The 18,758-nt window shown below is 45.7% G+C and carries 18 protein-coding genes; 5 read left to right on the forward strand and 13 right to left on the reverse strand.

Annotation, left to right across the window (positions count from 1 at the left end):
• Positions 1 to 24: 24 nt before the first annotated feature.
• From VBY75_RS02815 to bioB, 6 genes are all read right to left on the reverse strand, one after another.
• A complete protein-coding gene (locus VBY75_RS02815) occupies positions 25 to 1,383 on the reverse strand; it encodes a class II 3-deoxy-7-phosphoheptulonate synthase (RefSeq protein WP_054487693.1) in 1,359 nt (452 codons plus the stop codon).
• Positions 1,384 to 1,455: 72 nt separating this feature from the next.
• A complete protein-coding gene (gene htpX / locus VBY75_RS02820) occupies positions 1,456 to 2,319 on the reverse strand; it encodes a protease HtpX (protein WP_054487691.1) in 864 nt (287 codons plus the stop codon).
• A gap of 59 nt (positions 2,320 to 2,378) precedes the next feature.
• Positions 2,379 to 3,053 (reverse strand): dethiobiotin synthase, encoded by a 675-nt coding sequence (gene bioD / locus VBY75_RS02825; protein ID WP_054487689.1) that lies wholly within the window; start codon positions 3,051 to 3,053, stop codon positions 2,379 to 2,381.
• A gap of 18 nt (positions 3,054 to 3,071) precedes the next feature.
• Entirely contained in the window at positions 3,072 to 3,830 is a 759-nt protein-coding gene (locus VBY75_RS02830; protein WP_416510930.1) for a methyltransferase domain-containing protein, read from the reverse strand.
• 5 nt (positions 3,831 to 3,835) lie between these two features.
• Positions 3,836 to 4,954 (reverse strand): 8-amino-7-oxononanoate synthase, encoded by a 1,119-nt coding sequence (locus VBY75_RS02835; RefSeq protein ID WP_416510932.1) that lies wholly within the window; start codon positions 4,952 to 4,954, stop codon positions 3,836 to 3,838.
• Positions 4,955 to 4,965: 11 nt separating this feature from the next.
• Complete coding sequence (bioB, locus tag VBY75_RS02840; RefSeq protein WP_224797464.1) at positions 4,966 to 6,003, reverse strand: biotin synthase BioB; 1,038 nt, start codon at positions 6,001 to 6,003, stop codon at positions 4,966 to 4,968.
• 101 nt (positions 6,004 to 6,104) lie between these two features.
• Between bioB and bioA the strand changes: the two genes are divergently transcribed.
• Positions 6,105 to 7,400 (forward strand): adenosylmethionine--8-amino-7-oxononanoate transaminase, encoded by a 1,296-nt coding sequence (bioA, locus tag VBY75_RS02845; protein ID WP_416510934.1) that lies wholly within the window; start codon positions 6,105 to 6,107, stop codon positions 7,398 to 7,400.
• Here the strand turns inward: bioA and VBY75_RS02850 are convergent.
• Positions 7,397 to 7,756 carry a hypothetical protein gene (locus VBY75_RS02850; RefSeq protein WP_416510936.1) on the reverse strand — a complete coding sequence of 120 codons (360 nt, stop codon included), beginning with the start codon at positions 7,754 to 7,756 and terminating at the stop codon, positions 7,397 to 7,399. The genes bioA and VBY75_RS02850 overlap by 4 nt on opposite strands.
• 107 nt (positions 7,757 to 7,863) lie before the next feature.
• Between VBY75_RS02850 and asnS the strand changes: the two genes are divergently transcribed.
• A complete protein-coding gene (asnS, locus tag VBY75_RS02855) occupies positions 7,864 to 9,264 on the forward strand; it encodes an asparagine--tRNA ligase (protein ID WP_054487679.1) in 1,401 nt (466 codons plus the stop codon).
• Here the strand turns inward: asnS and VBY75_RS02860 are convergent.
• Positions 9,261 to 9,827 (reverse strand): nitroreductase family protein, encoded by a 567-nt coding sequence (locus tag VBY75_RS02860; protein WP_054487677.1) that lies wholly within the window; start codon positions 9,825 to 9,827, stop codon positions 9,261 to 9,263. The two genes, asnS and VBY75_RS02860, sit on opposite strands and share 4 nt — an antisense overlap.
• Before the next feature lie 108 nt (positions 9,828 to 9,935).
• Here VBY75_RS02860 and sppA point away from each other — a divergent pair, with 108 nt between their 5' ends.
• From sppA to VBY75_RS02875, 3 genes are read left to right on the forward strand one after another with little or no spacing between them, the layout of a single operon-like run.
• Positions 9,936 to 11,789 carry a signal peptide peptidase SppA gene (gene sppA / locus VBY75_RS02865; RefSeq protein WP_271331401.1) on the forward strand — a complete coding sequence of 618 codons (1,854 nt, stop codon included), beginning with the start codon at positions 9,936 to 9,938 and terminating at the stop codon, positions 11,787 to 11,789.
• Between the two features lie 38 nt (positions 11,790 to 11,827).
• Positions 11,828 to 12,841, forward strand: a complete 1,014-nt coding sequence (gene ansA, locus VBY75_RS02870; protein WP_416510940.1) for an asparaginase — start codon at positions 11,828 to 11,830, stop codon at positions 12,839 to 12,841.
• A gap of 33 nt (positions 12,842 to 12,874) precedes the next feature.
• Complete coding sequence (locus VBY75_RS02875) at positions 12,875 to 14,218, forward strand: sodium-dependent transporter (protein WP_054487671.1); 1,344 nt, start codon at positions 12,875 to 12,877, stop codon at positions 14,216 to 14,218.
• A gap of 29 nt (positions 14,219 to 14,247) precedes the next feature.
• Here VBY75_RS02875 and VBY75_RS02880 read toward each other — a convergent pair whose 3' ends face one another.
• The 5 genes from VBY75_RS02880 to tmk all read right to left on the reverse strand — a co-directional run bounded on the left by VBY75_RS02880 (position 14,248) and on the right by tmk (position 18,758).
• Entirely contained in the window at positions 14,248 to 15,732 is a 1,485-nt protein-coding gene (locus tag VBY75_RS02880) for a bifunctional 2-methylcitrate dehydratase/aconitate hydratase (RefSeq protein ID WP_416510943.1), read from the reverse strand.
• A 357-nt stretch (positions 15,733 to 16,089) separates the two neighbouring features.
• Positions 16,090 to 16,878, reverse strand: a complete 789-nt coding sequence (locus VBY75_RS02885) for a TatD family hydrolase (protein ID WP_287817877.1) — start codon at positions 16,876 to 16,878, stop codon at positions 16,090 to 16,092.
• An 18-nt stretch (positions 16,879 to 16,896) separates the two neighbouring features.
• Positions 16,897 to 17,256 (reverse strand): hypothetical protein, encoded by a 360-nt coding sequence (locus VBY75_RS02890; RefSeq protein ID WP_416510945.1) that lies wholly within the window; start codon positions 17,254 to 17,256, stop codon positions 16,897 to 16,899.
• Between the two features lie 24 nt (positions 17,257 to 17,280).
• The gene (locus tag VBY75_RS02895; RefSeq protein ID WP_278356193.1) at positions 17,281 to 18,141 is read right to left on the reverse strand and encodes a DNA polymerase III subunit delta'; all 861 of its coding nucleotides are present in this window, start codon (positions 18,139 to 18,141) and stop codon (positions 17,281 to 17,283) included.
• Positions 18,141 to 18,758 carry a dTMP kinase gene (gene tmk, locus VBY75_RS02900; protein ID WP_054487661.1) on the reverse strand — a complete coding sequence of 206 codons (618 nt, stop codon included), beginning with the start codon at positions 18,756 to 18,758 and terminating at the stop codon, positions 18,141 to 18,143. The genes VBY75_RS02895 and tmk overlap by 1 nt, the downstream gene beginning before the upstream one ends.

The following is an 18,758-nucleotide window of genomic DNA, read 5'->3' on the forward strand; positions in this document are numbered from 1 at the left end:
TAAATAATCGGTTAAAGGAGACTATCAGCCCTCGCCGTTGCGGGCTGCTTTTAATGACTCGGCGACTAAGAACGCCAATTCTAACACTTGATCAGCGTTCAGTCGCGGATCGCATTGTGTGCGATAACGGCTGGATAAATCGGCTTCACTGATACGGTAAGCGCCACCGGTACATTCAGTAACATCCTCACCTGTCATTTCTAAGTGAATACCACCAGGGTAAGTGCCTTCCGCCTGGTGAATAGCAAAGAAATGTCTTAATTCTTTATGTATGGCGTCAAAATTGCGAGTTTTCAGACCATTATCCGCTTTAATGGTATTGCCGTGCATTGGGTCACTAGACCACACTACGTTTCGGCCTTCCTGCTTAACCCGACGTACCAGTTCCGGTAACTTATTGGCCAGATTGTCAGCCCCCATACGGGTAATGAGCGTTAAACGACCAGGCTCGTTATCAGGGTTCAGTATGTCGAGTAGTGCAATAAGTTCGTCGGCTGGCATGGTTGGGCCTACTTTCACACCAATCGGGTTATGAATACCGCGCATAAACTCAACATGGGCTTGATCCAGCTTGCGGGTACGCTCACCAATCCAGACCATGTGCGCAGAACAGTCATACGGAAGCCCTGTTAAGGTGTCTGTGCGCGTCAAAGCTTGCTCGTAAGGCAATAACAAAGCTTCATGAGAGGTGAACAGTGATGTCTCATGAATGGTTGCGTTGTTATCTGCGTTTATTCCCAACACTTCCATAAAACGCAAAGCAGACTGTATTTCTTCGGCAATTTGTTGGTAGCGTTCTTTTAACGGGTTTGACGCAAGAAAACTTAAGTTCCATTTGTGCACTTTATGTAAGTTGGCCAAACCACCCTGTGCAAATGCACGAAGTAAGTTTAAAGTTGCTGCAGAGTGGTGATATGCCTTAAGCATACGTTCAGGGTCGGGTTGACGAGCTGCGTCGACAAACTCTGGTCCGTTAATGATATCGCCACGATAGCTGGGCAAACTTAAGTCACCGACAGTTTCAAAGTCACTTGAGCGCGGTTTGGCGTACTGTCCTGCCATACGAGCCACTTTTGTCACCGGACAGGAGCCTGCAAACGTCATGACGATGGCCATTTGCAGAATCACTTTGAAAGTGTCACGAATTTTAGGGGCGTTAAAATCGCTAAAAGATTCTGCGCAGTCACCACCCTGTAACAGGAAACCTTCTCCTTCACAGACATTCTTAAGCTGGTTTCTTAGCGCCCGTATTTCTTCAGCGAATACAAGAGGCGGAAACTGACTAAGCTGCTGTTCTACAGCGTGTAATTGCGACGGATCTGAGTATTTCGGCTGTTGTTCAATTGGCTTATCGCGCCAACTGCGCGCACTCCACTGGGCCATAACAAAAATTTATCCGTTTTATCGGTGAGTAAGAACTAAGAATGTACCGCTGTATCCCTTGAAAAGCAACGACTAACGCCGTTGCTCAAGAGCATGAATGCGCTCATCCAAAGGCGGGTGACTCATAAACAACTTGGATATTGTCGAGCGTTTACCATTAATACCGAACGCCAGCATGGTGCCGTCAAGCTGTGACTCTTTGCCTTGTTGTAAGCGGCGTAAAGCGGCAATCATCTTTTGTTTACCTACTAAGTCTGCGGAGCCCGCATCGGCCCTGAACTCACGCTGACGAGAGAACCACATAACAATAGTGCTGGCTAATACCCCGAATACAACTTCAAGAAGCATAACAACGCCATAATAAGCAAAGCCACCGCCTCGTTGATTATTTCCACCACGCATCAACGCGCTGGCAATGATCCGTGCAAAAAACATTACGAAGGTGTTGATTACGCCCTGAATTAACGTCAGCGTTACCATATCGCCGTTAGCAATGTGACTCACTTCGTGTGCCAGAACTGCTTCCACTTCATCTGCGTTCATGTTCTGTAATAAGCCCGTGCTGACTGCAACTAAAGAAGCATTCTTACTGCGGCCGGTAGCAAAAGCATTAGGTTCCGGAGACTGATAAACCGCGACTTGAGGCATAGGAAGTCCGGCTTTTTGTGCCTGCTGCTGTACTGTGCGAAGCAGCCATTCTTCAGACTGATTCTGTGGTTGCTCGATAACCCGGGCACCGGTTGAACGCAAAGCCATCCAGCGTGATATCCAAAGCGATACGAAAGCACCACCAAAGCCAAACAACGCACAAAAAACTAATAGTCCGACTGACCCCTGAGCGTCAATTCCGGTTGCTGCAATCACAATGTTAAAGACCACACTAACTACCAGCAAAATGGCCAGGTTAGTGGCTAAAAACAGCAAAATTCTTTTCATTGTCCGTACTCCAGAGGGAACTTAATCTGCTAAGTTATGTGGGGTTATTTCGCCAAATTTCAATCGTGTTTGCGAAAATAAATGGTCAAATCTTTTTCCGGCCAATCCGGTACATAAGGTATATAAGCAAGCTCCTGAGTGCAGAGCAGTTCGCGTAACGAGGCTAGATTTTCCTCTTGTCTTGGCATTGGTTCCGGGCCCGTTTGTACAGCTATCCATCCAACAACGTCACAGCCTTCCTGTCGTATTGACTGAAGGCTAAGCAAAGCATGATTCAGGCAGCCCAGTTTTAATCCAACCACCAAAATGACTCGGGCATTGATATCTTTTACAACCTCGGGCATACGTAGTCCCGGGGCCAGAGGTAATTGCCACCCCCCTGCGCCTTCTATCACCAGACTGTCAATCGGTTGCTGACGAAACCACTCAACGGCAGTCATTAATTTTTCTTTTTCTATTACAACACCGTTATCAGTAGCTGCGATATGTGGCGCAATAGCAGCCTCAAAAGTATAAGGATTAACCCGGTCATAATCGAAGGCTGTATTACTGTGTTGCATTAAATTCAAAGCATCCTCATTCACTAACTGACCGTTTTGCCAGTAACAACCCGAAGCTACCGGCTTCATGACGGCGACATTTTTTTCTCGCTTAACTAAGCTTTGAACAAAAGCACATGCAGCAACGGTTTTTCCTGTGTCGGTGTCCGTTCCTGTAATAAAGTAAGTGTTCATATTAACCTAAACTCAATGTTACTTAACTAACCTGATATTAAGAACCGACCATTCAAGTGGCAGTCCCTCTGTTGTTCTATAGCTTTCAAATGCATCTTCAAGCTGTTGTAAGCGTCCCTTCGTCATTAAACCGGAGGTGGTTGTGCGTCTGACATAATTGGCACCAACGCCTTTAATACTTCCCATAAGCTCACGTGAACTAGCAAAGTATTGAATGTGTTTTTCCAGTTTAAAGTCGGCAGACTCCCAGTTAAACAAACGCACTTCGCGCTCTACCTTCTCCGGAGAATGAAATGTCTGAGTGTGTTGCCTGTCATCAACTGCATTCCAACTCTTAATAAATGAACTGAAAGTCCCTTCCACAACGGTATTAATCGTTGCAACACCGCCAGGCTTTAGAACTCGGTAAGCCTCGCCCATGGCTTTCTCTAAATGATGTACCCATTGCACTGATAAATTAGCAAAAAGCCAGTCAACAGAATGAGCACTGACAGGCAGAGCTTCCCATTCAGCATTCAGCCAAACCTGATTTGGGTAATTGCTTGCTGCCGTCGCCAGCATCGCCGGGGCAATATCAACACCCATATAGCATTCGGCCCGGGGCAATAGATGAGCGGTGGTTGACGCAGGCCCGCATCCGACATCCAGCAAAAGCCCTGCACTATTAGGCCCGAGCTTCAACAGACTGTACGCAGTCAGCCGTTGGATATCGGCGTGTTGATGATAGTGCTTAGCGGCTTTGTTGAACTGCCGCGCCACAGCTTGCTGAAAATTCATGGGCTTCATAGATTGTCACGGAGCCTGTCTACACACTGCCAAAAGGTTTCAAGAGTCACCTGTGGCATATTGGAAGTTAAACTGAAGCGAATACGGGAAGTCCCAACCGGCACCGTTGGTGGACGGATTACGCTGCATCGGTAACCGTTAGCCTGTAACTGCTTAGACATAGCCAGCGCTTCGGTATCGGAGTCAAATAGCCAGGTCTGTATTGCGGTATTGGAATCAATTATTTTTAAGTTACGTTGCTTCATTTGTTCACGAAAGTACTGAATACGGTTGGCTAGCTGTTCACGTCTTTCATCGCCTTCTGCACTGCGTACAATTTCGATTGAAGACTTTATTGCCGCAGCCTGTGCCGGCGGCATAGCGGTCGAATAGATATAGTCGCGACAAAATTGAATCAAGCTTTCAATCTCATCGTCTTTGGCGCAGACAAATGCCCCGCCAACACCCAGAGCTTTACCAAAGGTTCCGGTCAGCACATCGACAGCATCTGAACCCAAACTTGTTGACCCTTTTCCTTCAGAACCGTAAGCACCAAGCCCATGCGCATCATCCAACATTACTTTTATGTCAAACTGTTGCTTTAAGGAAGCCAGTTGTGTCAAGTCACAGGCGTCACCATCCATACTGAAGACGCCTTCAGTAACCAACCAGTCACCGGCATTTGCTTTATCAACGACGGGCAAAGGTTGATTGTGGGGGTAACGTTTAAACTGCGCTTCACTATGCTGCATACCGTCAATAATTGAGGCGTGAACTAGCTTGTCTGCAAAGACCTTTTGTTGCTTATCTACCAGGGTTGTCAGTACGCCATGATTCGCAGCAAAGCCCGAGTTAAACAGCAAAGCTCTGGGTTTCCCCAACCAGTCAGCCAGTAGCTCTTCGAGTTCCTGATGTGCACTGCTGTAGCCACTGAGTAGAGGCGAGCCTGTACTACCAACACCCCAGATATCAACAGCCTGCTTAAATGCTTGTCTGATGTGCCGATGCTGGCTTAGGCCAAGATAATCATTGGTGCTAAAATTTAGCTTCCACTGTGCGTCAGAGCTGCGCACGTTCCGAACACGAAAAAGCGAAGAACCTTTTCGCTCTTTCAGACGGCGTTGATATACGGACACGGCCTTTTCCACTATGAAGCGTCGTAATAGCGCACAGGGTTTTGCTGTTCCTGAATAGCGTCCTCTATTACTGCAGTATGGACTTCGTCATCGTATCCATCACGTTGTTCCGGTGTTATTCCCAGACGCTCAAACAATCGCAAATCAGCATCTGCTTCAGGGTTTGACGTTGTCAGTAACTTTTCGCCATAGAATATTGAGTTGGCACCAGCGAGAAAACACAACGCCTGCATTTCGTCGTTCATGTCTTCGCGACCAGCTGACAAGCGAACGTGCGAAGCCGGCATTAGAATACGCGCAACAGCGACCGTTCGTACAAACTCAAAGTTATCTAAGTCTTCCAGCTTGGCAAATGGTGTACCTTCAACTTTTACCAGCATATTAATGGGAACACTTTCAGGGTGTTTTGGTAAGTTAGCCAACTGTACTAATAAAGACGCACGATCGGTCACACTCTCACCCATACCAACAATACCGCCTGCGCAGACTTTCATACCTGCGTCGCGAACATTATTCAGGGTATTCAGGCGATCCTGATAAGTTCTGGTCGTAATGATGTCACCGTAAAACTCTGGTGAGGTATCCAAATTGTGATTGTAATAATCGAGCCCCGCCTGCTGCAGCATTTTCGCCTGTTCATTGCTTAGCATGCCAAGTGTCATGCAGCTTTCTAGGCCTAATGCTTTGACGCCTTTTATCATTTCAATAACGTAAGGCATATCGCGGTCTTTCGGGTTACGCCATGCGGCGCCCATACAAAAACGACTGGCACCCTTTTCTTTCGCAGCCTGAGCTTCTGCCAACACACTTTCTACAGCCATCAAGCGCTCACGATCCAGCCCCGTATGATAATGCGCGCTTTGCGGGCAGTATTTGCAGTCTTCGGGGCACGCACCGGTTTTAATCGATAGTAAGGTACTGACCTGAACTTCGTTCGGATTAAAGTGCTGGCGATGCACCGTTTGTGCTTCAAAAACTAAATCATTCAATGGTTTTTGTAACAGCTCCTGAACCTCTTCAATGGTCCAGTCATTGCGAACTTGTGACATGGTAAATCTCATATACTTGGCAAATTATGGTCGACTAGAATAATTCAGCTCGATACACTGTCAATATACTTTGAATTACATACTTTACAACAGATTAATTTATGAGCATAAGCGATATTGAGTTTGATCGACAGCATATCTGGCACCCCTACACTTCTATGCTTAACCCGTTACCCGCTTATAAAGTGGAGTCTGCGAAAGGTTGCTCGCTCACTTTTGAAAATGGAGCCCAGGTAATTGACGGTATGTCGTCCTGGTGGGCTGTGATTCATGGGTACCGTAACTCTCGCTTAGACTCAGTGGCACACCGTCAAATCGACAAAATGAGCCACGTTATGTTTGGCGGTATCACCCATCAGCCCGCGATTGATCTCGCCAGACGCCTGATTAATTTAACGCCTGCTGAACTGGAGCGAGTATTCATTGCCGACTCCGGCTCTGTAAGTGTTGAAGTCGCGATAAAAATGGCTCTGCAGTTTTGGCTGGCTCAGGAGCGCCCGGAAAAGCATCGCCTGCTGACAGTAAAAGGTGGATACCACGGCGACACCTTTAAAGCGATGTCAGTTTGTGACCCCGTCAACGGCATGCATCATCTGTTTAATAAAGCAATTAACTCACAGCTTTTTGCGGATGCGCCAACATTAACCCCTAATGACGAATGGACAGACGACGCAGGTCAGCAGCTTCGACTTTGGTTTGAACAGTTTCATGGTGAGCTTGCGGCGGTCATACTTGAGCCTATTGTTCAGGGCGCAGGCGGTATGCGGTTTTACCACCCGGAATACCTTAGGCTTATACGCAAACTCTGTGATGACTTCAATGTACTGCTCATTGCCGATGAAATTGCTACCGGCTTTGGTCGCACCGGTAAGTTGTTCGCCTGTGAACACGCCGATGTGACTCCTGATATCCTTTGTGTGGGTAAAGCTCTTACCGGTGGCTACATGACATTAGCTGCTACGTTAACCACGAAAAAGGTAGCAGAAACTATTGGTCAGGGGCCCGGGGGCGGTGCTTTGATGCATGGACCTACTTTTATGGGCAATCCCTTAGCATGCGCGGTTGCAGCAGAATCATTGGCTATTATTGCTGAGGGTAACTGGCAACAACAAGTCAAAAAAATAGAGAAACAATTAAAAAAGGAACTTCTTCCGTTAGGAGAATATAATTCAGTAAAAGACGCTCGTGTATTGGGAGCTATTGGCGTACTGGAAATGCATCAGCCTATTGACGTAGCCAGTGCACAAAAACGGTTTATTGAATTAGGTGTCTGGATTCGGCCTTTTGGCCGTTTGCTCTACATTATGCCGCCTTATGTGATTACTGCGGAAGAGCTCAGCAAGCTTACATATGCGATGAAAGACTATGTCGAAAACCAGGACAACGGCCAGGTTTAGAAGCCAAAGAAATAAAGCGATAAGCCACCTAAGCAACTCATGATTAATACCATAATATTAATCCATAAATGCTGCTTGTCCTGGCGAAAAAGAACGTAATTAAGAACAAAGCTCAGCAGACTAACAAGCAGCCCAACGACTAAAAGAATGACGAATAAGTCACCTAAAGTAATGTGCCAATAGTCACGTACCGAAATGCCGAAAATTTCGGTTAGAATGGTATTGCGTTCAGGCTTCGCATAATTAAAAACAATGGCGGCAACCACAAAGATAAGCCAGCCACAAATGGACAGCCATCCTAAAACACGGGACCAAAATGGTACTCGCTTTAAATCCGCTAAGGATCCCCTTTTCATAATTTTTCTCTCTGTTCTCAGGGGTTATACTTGAGTCTGCGCCAAACCGAGGTAACATAGCAACCTTTCTATAGCAAAATAGTGTAAATTTCGGAGAAAACCAACTCATGTCGTATGCTTCTGTAGTGGATGTTCTGGCAGGAAAAATCGCTGTCGATGAAACCGTCACAGTCCGGGGCTGGGTGCGCACTCGCCGTGACTCAAAAGCCGGTATTTCCTTTATTAACCTGCACGATGGCTCATGTTTTGATGCCATTCAGGCCGTTGTTCCGGCAGAACTCCCCAATTACAGTAACGAAGTTCAGAAGCTGACCACCGGTTGTTCTGTTGCTATTACGGGTGTTGTTGTTCCCTCTCAGGGCAAAGGCCAGTCATTTGAACTGCAGGCAACCAAAGTTCACGTTTATGGCTGGGTTGAAGATCCAGACACCTACCCTATGTCGCCAAAGCGTCATAGCATGGAGTATTTACGCGAATACGCTCACCTGCGTCCCCGTACAAACATTACTGGTGCCGTTATGCGTGTTCGTAATGCATTATCGCAGGCCGTTCATCGCTTTTTTCACGAGCAGGGGTATCTTTGGGTAAGTACGCCTATCATCACCACCTCCGATTGCGAAGGTGCCGGTGAGATGTTCCGTGTTTCAACGCTCGATATGCTGAATATTCCAAAAACCGACAAAGGTGAAGTCGACTTTTCAGAAGACTTTTTTGGTAAAGAAGCTTTTCTGACCGTTTCAGGTCAACTAAACGTTGAGTCTTATGCCTGTTCGTTGTCTAAAGTCTACACCTTTGGGCCGACGTTCCGCGCCGAAAACTCAAACACCAGCCGTCACTTGTCTGAATTTTGGATGGTTGAGCCAGAGTTAGCGTTTGCAACATTAGACGACATAGCAGGCTTAGCAGAAGCTATGTTGAAATATGTCTTTAAAGCCATACTTGAAGAACGTCCGGACGACATGGCGTTCTTTGCCGAGCGCATTAACCCGGACGCTATCAGCCGTTTGGAAGCCATAGTTAATAATGATTTCGTGCATATGGACTACACCGATGCCATCGAAATACTGAAAAACTGCGACAAAAAGTTTGAGTATCCGGTTGAATGGGGTGTGGATTTACAATCAGAGCACGAGCGCTATTTAGCCGAAGAACATGTGGGTGCACCGATTATTCTGAAAAACTACCCGCGTGATATTAAAGCCTTTTATATGCGTCAGAACGAAGATGGCAAAACCGTTGCTGCAATGGACGTTCTGGCTCCGGGTATTGGTGAGATCATCGGTGGCTCTGCGCGTGAAGAGCGTCTTGACGTTCTTGACCAGCGAATTGAAGAAATGAACCTGCCGAAGGAAGAATATGGTTTCTACCGAGATTTGCGTCGTTACGGTACTGTTCCTCACGCAGGCTTTGGACTGGGCTTTGAACGCTTAGTCGCTTACGTCACCGGTGTGCAAAACATTCGTGACGTGATTCCATTCCCACGAGCTCCGAAAAGTGCTGAATTTTAATCCAGCACCAGGTCGTTGCCGTTTATAAAGAACGGTGACGGATCTTTTTGCGGTTTTACTGGCGTAGGGACAGCAGGCGTCCCTACGTACAGAAAGCCAACTATGGCATCATCTACTGATAACCCTAACTGCTCCTTGATAAAGTCATCCTCAGCCATCCATCCCGTCCGCCAAATTGCTCCAATACCTTGAGCAAACGCCGCTTGCTGCATACCGTGAGTCGCGCAGGCTACTGTACAAAGTTGTTCGTCACGCGGGACTTTTTTATGGTCCTGAAGCCGTAAACACGAAGCTATCACTAAAGGCGCACGAAAAGGCAACTGCCCTGCTTGCTCGACGACCGTTTCAGAAAAGTCGTTAAGCCGGGCCGCCTGCTGGTAAACATCCGCAAGAACTTGCCTTTCTTTGCCTTGAAACAAAATAAATTGATAAGGTGCTAGCCCCATGTGATCAGGTGCTCGCACGGCTGCTGCCTGTATTAATTCGAGCTGTTCTTGTGTAGGTCCCGGTTCGTTTAAACGCGGCATAGAGGAACGAGTTGTTAGTAATTCTTCCGCTTTCATACATCAACCTTTTTCAATGTGTAACGCTTAGTTACATTCTCTGACTAGTCTGTCGCTCAGACATTCGATATGCTAAGGCCAATTTAAATTAGCAAATGAGAATTAACTATGCGTTCAGTCGGGTCAATCTTCAGTTATTTGTGGAAAATAATCAACGGTACTCGCAAGTTCATTTTGAACCTTGTGTTTTTTATTATTCTGGCAATTTTTATCGCGAGCTTAATGCAGGGAGAAGATCCTATTGAGGTTCCTGAAAATGGAATTATGGTTCTTAATCCAAATGGCATGTTAGTTGAAGAAAAGACCTGGGTTGACCCGTTTGATAAGTTCCTAAATGAAGCATTGGGGAGCGGAGACGAAGTTCCTGAAGTGCTGTTGTCTGATGTTATCGACTCAATTGAGAAAGCTAAAACTGACGAACGTATCGGTGCGCTATACCTCAACCTCCAAAACTTATACCCCAGTGGCTTGAATAAACTGCGTTCAGTTGCTGATGCATTAAATGATTTCCGTACCTCAGGGAAGCCAATTATCAGTAATGCTGACTACTATATGCAACATCAGTACTACCTGGCGGCGCACGCCGATCAGCTTTATCTGAACCCAATGGGTGCGGTAGTTTTCGAAGGGCTTGATTATACTCAGGTTTACTTTAAGGAGCTACTGGACAAACTTAAAGTTCAGCCGCACGTGTTCAAAGTCGGTAAATTTAAAGCCGCAGTTGAACCTTTCATTCGCAACGATATGTCAGATGAAGCGCGCGAAGCCAATGAGTTCTTGTATTCTGCATTGTGGGACACTTTCCATGCAGATGTTACCGCTGCCCGAAACATTAATCCGTTGGTTACAAGCGGTAAAATAGATGACTACATGTCAGCATTTAATAATGCCAATGGCGATATGGCTAAAATGGCGTTAGAAACGAACTTGGTTGATGCTCTGCGTACTCGTACAGAAGTCCGCAATGAACTTATTAACTTAGCCGGACACGACAAAGAAGAAGATACATTCCGTCATATTACTTTCGACAATTACTTAGCTTCTGAGAAAGTTGTTCCGGAAAGCCTGAAACCGAAAGACCGCAACCAAATTGCCGTTATAGTTGCTCGTGGTCAGATAGTTAATGGTTCACAAAAAGCCGGTATGATTGGCGGAGACAGCACAGCAAAGCTTATTCGCGACGCGCGTAATAACGAGCAGACCAAAGCAATCGTACTTCGAATAGACAGCCCCGGCGGCAGTGCTTTTGCGTCAGAAATTATTCGCCAGGAGATTTTACAGGCAAAAGAAGCGGGCATTCCTGTTATTGCGTCCATGAGCTCCGTAGCGGCTTCTGGTGGCTACTGGATTGCCGCTGATGCAGACAAAATTATTGCGGCACCAACAACAATTACAGGTTCAATTGGCGTCTTTGGCCTGCTAATGACGTTGGAAGACAGTTTTGCGGCTATCGGAATTCACAGTGACACTGTGAGTACAACAGAGATTTCGTCACTGAATCCGCTTGAAGAAATGACCGATTATCAGAAAACACTCATACAGCGTTCTGTTGAAACCACTTACGAAAACTTCCTAAGCATTGTCAGCAATGCGCGTAATATGTCTCGTGATGATGTTCATGAAGTTGCTCAGGGTCGTATATGGACGGGACAGCAAGCTATGGAATTTGGGCTGGTTGACCAATTAGGTGATTATGATGATTCCATTGCGCTTGCGGCTGAACTTGCAGCCATTGATGATTACGATGTGAATATTGTTAAGCAAGAGCTATCTTCAAAAGAGAAGTTTCTCGCTGACTTATTTAACAGCAGTTCAGATTACCTGCCAACGCCGAATATCAGTTCACAACACTGGTTAATGGGTACTTTGAATAAAGTGAAATCAGAAACTGCTGTTTTGCAGAACTTTGATGACCCTAAAAATGTTTACTCTTATTGTGCACTCTGCCCTCAACCGCGATAGAATTATCGCGGTTACTTTGTAGAGTAAGGGAGTAAACTTTGCCGCGTAAAAAGATTTACGTCGCCTATACGGGCGGCACTATCGGTATGAAAAAATCAGCTCAGGGTTATGTTCCGGTTGCGGGGCACCTGAGCCAATGCGTTGAAAATATGCACGAATTTTTTCGTGATGAGATGCCGGAATTTACCATTAATGAATACTGCCCATTAATGGACTCATCCAATATGGCACCATCTGATTGGGTAACCATAGCTCGGGATATTGAACAAAACTACGCAGACTACGATGGTTTCGTGATCCTACACGGAACCGACACCATGGCTTATACAGCTTCAGCTCTCTCCTTTATGCTGCAAAATTTGAGTAAGCCCGTTATTGTAACTGGCTCTCAAATTCCTCTGGCCGCACTGCGCTCAGATGGTCAGACTAATTTGCTTAATTCACTTTATGTTGCAGCTAACTACCCTATTCCAGAAGTCGGTCTGTTTTTTAACAATACTTTGTATCGGGGAAATCGCTCAACCAAAGCTGACGCTAACGGCTTTAATGCTTTTGCCTCACCGAATTACCCCTCCCTACTTGAAGCGGGTATTCAGATTCAGCTGAACGCTGGTGAACTGTCGGAACCCTTGACCCATGAGCTCAAGGTCATTGAAATGACGCCCCAGCCAATTGGGGTTGTAATGCTTTACCCTGGTATCTCAGCCAAAATTATACAAAACCAATTGCAACAGCCAGTAAAAGCAATGATTTTACAAAGTTACGGTGTCGGAAATGCGCCGCAGGATAACGCTTTACTGAAAAGCCTGGAAACAGGTATAGATCAGGGTATTACAATTCTTAACTGCACGCAGTGCTTTCGTGGACGTGTCAATATGGATGGCTACGCGACGGGAAATGCTCTGGCTGAACTGGGTATTGTATCCGGTGCCGATATGACAATTGAAGCGGCTCTTACCAAGCTGCATTACGTGCTTTCGCAAGACTTAAACCAAAACAAAATGCAAAAGCTGTTACAGAAGAATTTACGCGGCGAATTAACTCCGCCATAATTTGATATTGCTTAAATAATAATAAGAAGAACCATGGCAAATTCATCACCTGCGTTCGCAACGCGATTAGGCTTCATATTAGCCGCCGCTGGCTCAGCGGTCGGTGTAGGTAATATTTGGGGATTCCCAACACAAGCTGCCAGTAACGGCGGTGGTGCATTTTTATTGGTTTATTTAATCATGATTGCACTTCTGGCTTACCCTATGCTGGTAGCGGAAATTACTATCGGCAGAATTCGGCGCCAAAACCCTATTGAGTCGCTTAGGAATCTTTCTGCAAAGCCATTTTTTCGAGGTTCAGGCGCACTGGCAGGTATTGTTGGTTTAATTGTGCTGAGTTTGATACTGAGCTTCTATGCCATCGTTTCCGGTTGGCTTTTATCTTATATGATCGAGCCTCTTATGATCTTAATTGGTCTGCCGGAAACCGCCGCTTGGTTTACTGAGTTTTCAGTGTCCAGAAATATGGCAACCATGGTGTTCTTCATGTTGCTGACTGTTTATGTTGTCCGGTCAGGCGTGAATAATGGAATAGAGCGTTGGTCAAGACGTCTAATGCCACTACTCTTCATTTTGCTGATAGGTATGTCCGCCTATATCTTGACTCAGGACGGGGCCATTGAAGGCCTGAAAATGTATCTGGTTCCGGACTTCTCAACCATAACCGATCCAAACCTGATTATTCGTGCCATGGGGCAGGCGTTTTTCTCCCTGTCACTGGGTGTCTGCGTAATGATGACTTATGGTGCCTACCTGTCGAATTCCGAAAACATTCCAAAAACGGCAGCCTGGGTAGCCGGCATCGATACCAGTGTCGCGTTTTTAGCGGGGCTATTGATTCTACCAGCGATGTTTGTCGCTCAGTCTAATGGTGTTCCCATCTATGCAGAGGATGGCAGTTTACTGTCTGCCGATACCTTAGTTTTTACCGTGCTTCCGGCAATGTTCGACGCACTGGGTTACACTGGACTCTTCGTGTCTTTTGGCTTTTTCCTGTTGATGGTTATTGCTGCTATTACATCGTCAATTTCAATGCTTGAAGCTCCTGTCAACGCACTACGAGAAGAAGCTAAATGTGATCGCAGTAGTGGAGTGTGGATTATTGCCCTGGTCGTTACCGCAATTTCTACAACCATTATCTATAATTTTGAAACTCTTTTTGGCGCCGTTATTACCTTCAGCACCGTCTACATGCAACCGATAATGGCACTGGTGTTTGGCATCATGCTAACTTGGGTACTGCGACAAAACCATTTACTGAAAGCGCTTCAGCAAGGCTCACCTAATATAGATAAAAGCCTGTTTTGGAAAATATGGCCCTGGTACGTTAAGTTTGTTTGCCCAATCCTCATTATTCTGGTCATTTGGCGAGGATAAAGCCCCACGTAGGTGTGGGGCTGCACCCATTAAATAGTGAACATATCCATGAACTCATTAACAGGTATCTGTTCAAATGATGACTGTTGACGGCAATGTTCAAAAATTGAACTCACCCTGTGTTCGGGAAACCGTGTCGCTAAATTTGCCTTAAACTTGTTTTCAAGTACAGGAACGCCCTCTTCTCTGCGGCGTCTATGGCCAATTGGGTACTCCACCACAACCTTGTCGGTATGACTACCGTCTTTAAAAAATACTTGTAGTGCATTAGCTATCGAGCGCTTTTTCGGGTCGTGATAGTCCTTACTGTACTGGTTGTCTTCAATCACCTGAATTTTTTCCCGGATAGTGTCAATTACCGGATGATTTTCATGAAAACTGTTTTCATAGTGATCAGCATTCAGTTCGCCAAATATTAGGGGAACGGCTGCCATATACTGTAAACAATGATCTCTGTCGGCAGGGTTAGCAAGTTTGCCCTGTTTGGAGATAATTCGAATAGCGGACTCGTGGGTAGTAATTTCAATCTTCTCTATTTCATCAATTCTGTCTTTAACTTCCGGGTGTAATGTAACCGCCGCTTCACAGGCTGTCTGCGCATGAAACTCTGCCGGGAATGACAACTTAAACAAAATATTTTCCATCACATAACTGCCATAATCCCGTTGGAACTTAAACTGCCAGTCATCTTTAGGTTTTAGTTTCTGATCTTTATTCGTTTTATTGAAGAGCACATCATAGAATCCCCATTGTGGAGCCGTCAGGGCCCCCGGAATACCCATTTCGCCACGCATCGTCATATCGGCTAAACGCACCGCTCTTGAAGTGGCGTCCCCTGCTGCCCACGACTTACGCGAACCGGCGTTGGGAGCATGACGATAGGTTCTTAAAGACTGGCCATCGACCCATGCCTGGGAAACCGCTGCCATAATTTGTTCTTTAGTTCCGCCCATTAACCAAGTCACAACGGCCGTTGAAGCCACCTTAACCAGAACCACATGATCAAGACCCACACGGTTAAAACTGTTTTCTATCGCCAGATTACCCTGAATTTCATGGGCTTTGATCATAGCTTCCAAGACCGTTTTCATTGTTAACGGCTTTTCACCTTTAGAGACGCGGTTTTGAGAAATATAATCTGCTGTTGCCAGTATTCCACCTAAGTTATCGGATGGGTGTCCCCACTCGGCTGCCAGCCAGGTGTCATTGAAATCAAGCCAACGTATAATGCAGCCAATATCCCAGGCCGCCTTGACAGGATCCATACGAAACTGAGTTCCCGGCACTCGGGAGCCATTTGGAACACTTGTACCTTCTACTAAAGGCCCCAGGTGTTTACTACACTCCGGAAATCGCAGTGCCAACAAACCGCAACCCAGGGTATCCATTAGGCAGTTGCGGGCGGTATCCCAAGCTTCGTCGCTTTTAACTTCATAACCCGTAACATAGTCTGCGATATCCTCAATAACCTTGTCGTAATCTGGACGTTCGTTACTTTCTACTGTCGCACTCATCGCTGACTCCTTAACTCTAAAGTTCAATGACAAATATTGTTAGCTCATGTAACTATTTGTACCAAAACAACGCTTTTTTTGATCGCTACCTATTAGGCTTTTCGCCAAATAATGAATAAAAAAAACCCGGAACCAATCCAAATTGTTCCGGGTATAGGGGAATGGCTCAAGGGTTGAGCCGTGCGCTAACTCATGAATAATAAATTGTAAAATAGTTCGCCTAAAATTTGTTCGGTAAATTTCAGTGTAGACAATATTAAAGAGATGTCTAATATTTTTGCACTTTTTTTTGCTTTAGCTTATCTCACTGTTTTTAATTGATTTTAGGTAAGTAAAACACAGGTTATGCACAGCTAATTAAGCGTTATTAAACAGCTTGTAATAGTTAGCCGTTGTCGTTTTAGCAACCTCTTCCAAAGTAATTCCTTTAACATCTGCAACGCATTTAGCAACGTCGACAACGTAGGCTGGCTGGTTCTCTTTACCTCGATGGGGCACTGGAGCTAACCAGGGACTGTCGGTTTCAATGAGCAGCTTTTCAAGCGGTAATGCTTTGATAGTTGCACGCAATTGCTCTGCGTTTCGAAATGAAGCGATTCCCGAAATAGAAATATAGAAATCAAGATCATCGATAGCCTTTTTAGCCATATCCAGAGACTCAGTAAAGCAGTGCAAAACACCGCCGGATTTCTCAGCGTGGCCATTTTTTAATAACGAGAGGGTGTCATCCTGAGCGTCACGTGTATGAATAATTAAAGGCTTATTAATATCCTTGGCAATTTCAATATGCTGTTCGAAGTTTTCTCGTTGTAATGCTTTAGACTCTGGATGATAAAAATAGTCCAGACCCGTTTCACCTATAGCGACCACATTATTTGCCGAAGCCAGCTGACGTAACTTGGTACCCAACTCTACGATAGGTGTCTGGCTGTCCTTAACGTATAAAGGATGCACCCCACAAGAAATGGAAACATCGTTAAAACCTGCAACGGCTTGCTGCATAGCCGGAAAGTCTTCCAGTGTAACGCACACACACAGCATGTGTTCGACCTTATTGGCTCTTGCCATTTCCACAATTTGCGTTAGATCAGCGCCCGCCTTTTCAGGATTAATTTTATCCAGATGGCAATGCGAGTCGACGAACATAAATAGCTCCACTTATCGTTAATGTGAGTGACAAAAATCCGTAATTAATTGCTCAAAGAGTTTACCATAGTCGTTTCTGTGATGGCGGCATAGGTAATTGATCTGATGAATCCGAGCTTGTTGCTCCGAGCTAAGGGTCACGGCAACCCAGTCTTTAGCTGCCTTAATTTCAAAGCACAAAGCAATGCTTCCTGATAAATCAACTGGTTTAGGGCCGAGTTCAGGGTACCTAAGCTCCAGAGTGACGCTCTCTCCCAGAGCAGCTTCTTCTGAAAGCTGTGCACCGGTTTGTATCATTAGAGTCAAAGGAGAAAGTTCGGGAATAATGCGCTCAGCAAGTTCCCTCGCTGAGTTTATATTTAATTGAAAACTAGACAAAAGGCTCTCCTTTTTAAGGAGCCCCTAACCCGAAAGAGTATTTGACCAGCGACTCCAGGCAAAACCTAATAATAACGGTAAATTAATGCCAGTGGAGCCCTGAAATTTCTGACGTAACTGTCTGCATTCTGCTACCCATTCACTGAGCTGTGCAATATTCACCCAATCAAAACCGCTCAACTGTTGAAGCTCGTCCGCTAATTGCTGATATCGCAAACGCGAAACAGCCGCCTTTTGGTGAATCAGCAGCCAATCTAGTACCAGGTTTTCTGATATATCCAGCCAGTTTAAAGCTGCTTCTTTATCTTTTATTACAGGAAACTCTTTATTACCGCGAAGACTGTCCAGAAGAGTTTTCGCAGAAACCATCTGTTCGTCGCTTTGCACTGAAGCTGGATAAGCAATGCTGATCCATTGCATACGACTTCTCAGGGTTGGTAATAAGCGTTCCGCATCTTTTGTTGATACTAGCCAGTGAGTGTCCGCCGGTGGCTCTTCCAGAACCTTCAATAAGGCATTGCCGGCCTGTTCCGTCATTTTTTCTGCCTGCAGTATCACAGCAACTTTTAAACCGCTCTGGTTAGCTGTCTGCATAACATTTTGCTGCAGTTCACGAACACTATCGACACCAATTCGGTTGACTTCGGCGCCGTCGATAGTCCAGGTGTCTGGATGATTCCCGGACTGATAAAGCAAGCATGACTTACATTGCCCGCACGCACTTTTGCCGGGTTGTTTGCACAACAAGAACTGATTTAATCGTTCAATAAATTCGGTTGAACCAGCCTCAACGTTATGTTGCAAATAATAAGCGTGAGCAAGCCGACCTGAATCGGCACTCGCAACGAGTCTTAACCAAGGTTCCCGCAGCCATGGAAACGCCATTAAAACAAATACTCCTCAATTGCTTGCAGTATGGCCTGATGTACATCCAGCATCGGCTGGTTAGCATCAATGACGATAATTGTCGGGTCTTTTGCTGCTATATTCAAATAGGCTTGTCTTGTACGCTGGAAAAACGCCAGATCTTCTTCTTCTATACGATCCAGGTCTCCTCGCTCACGGGCGCGCTCAAGACCTTTTTTCTCGTCAACATCCAATAATAGGGTTAAGTCAGGTTTAAAACTTCCCAGAGTTATTTCGCGTACTTTTTCTAATAATTCATCACCAAGCTGACGACCGCCCCCCTGATAGGCACGTGAGGATAAATCATGCCTATCACCGATAACCCAGCGGTTTTTTAATAGAGCCGGCTTAATAACATTATCAACCAACTGAACTCTGCTTGCGTACATTAATAGCAGCTCGGTTGTTGAACTGACTTTCTCGTCCCATTTCTTTTTTACCAGTTCCCGCAGTGACTCTGCCAGCGGCGTACCGCCCGGTTCTCGTACGGTTTCCGGTCGAACACCTTTCGCCTGTAGATGAGTAACTACGCTTGCAATTGCTGAGCTCTTACCGGCACCTTCAAGTCCTTCAATAACAATAAATTTTCCTGACAT

The sequence above is a fragment of the Idiomarina sp. HB genome (assembly GCF_048059115.1).
Classification (GTDB): domain Bacteria; phylum Pseudomonadota; class Gammaproteobacteria; order Enterobacterales; family Alteromonadaceae; genus Idiomarina; species Idiomarina abyssalis.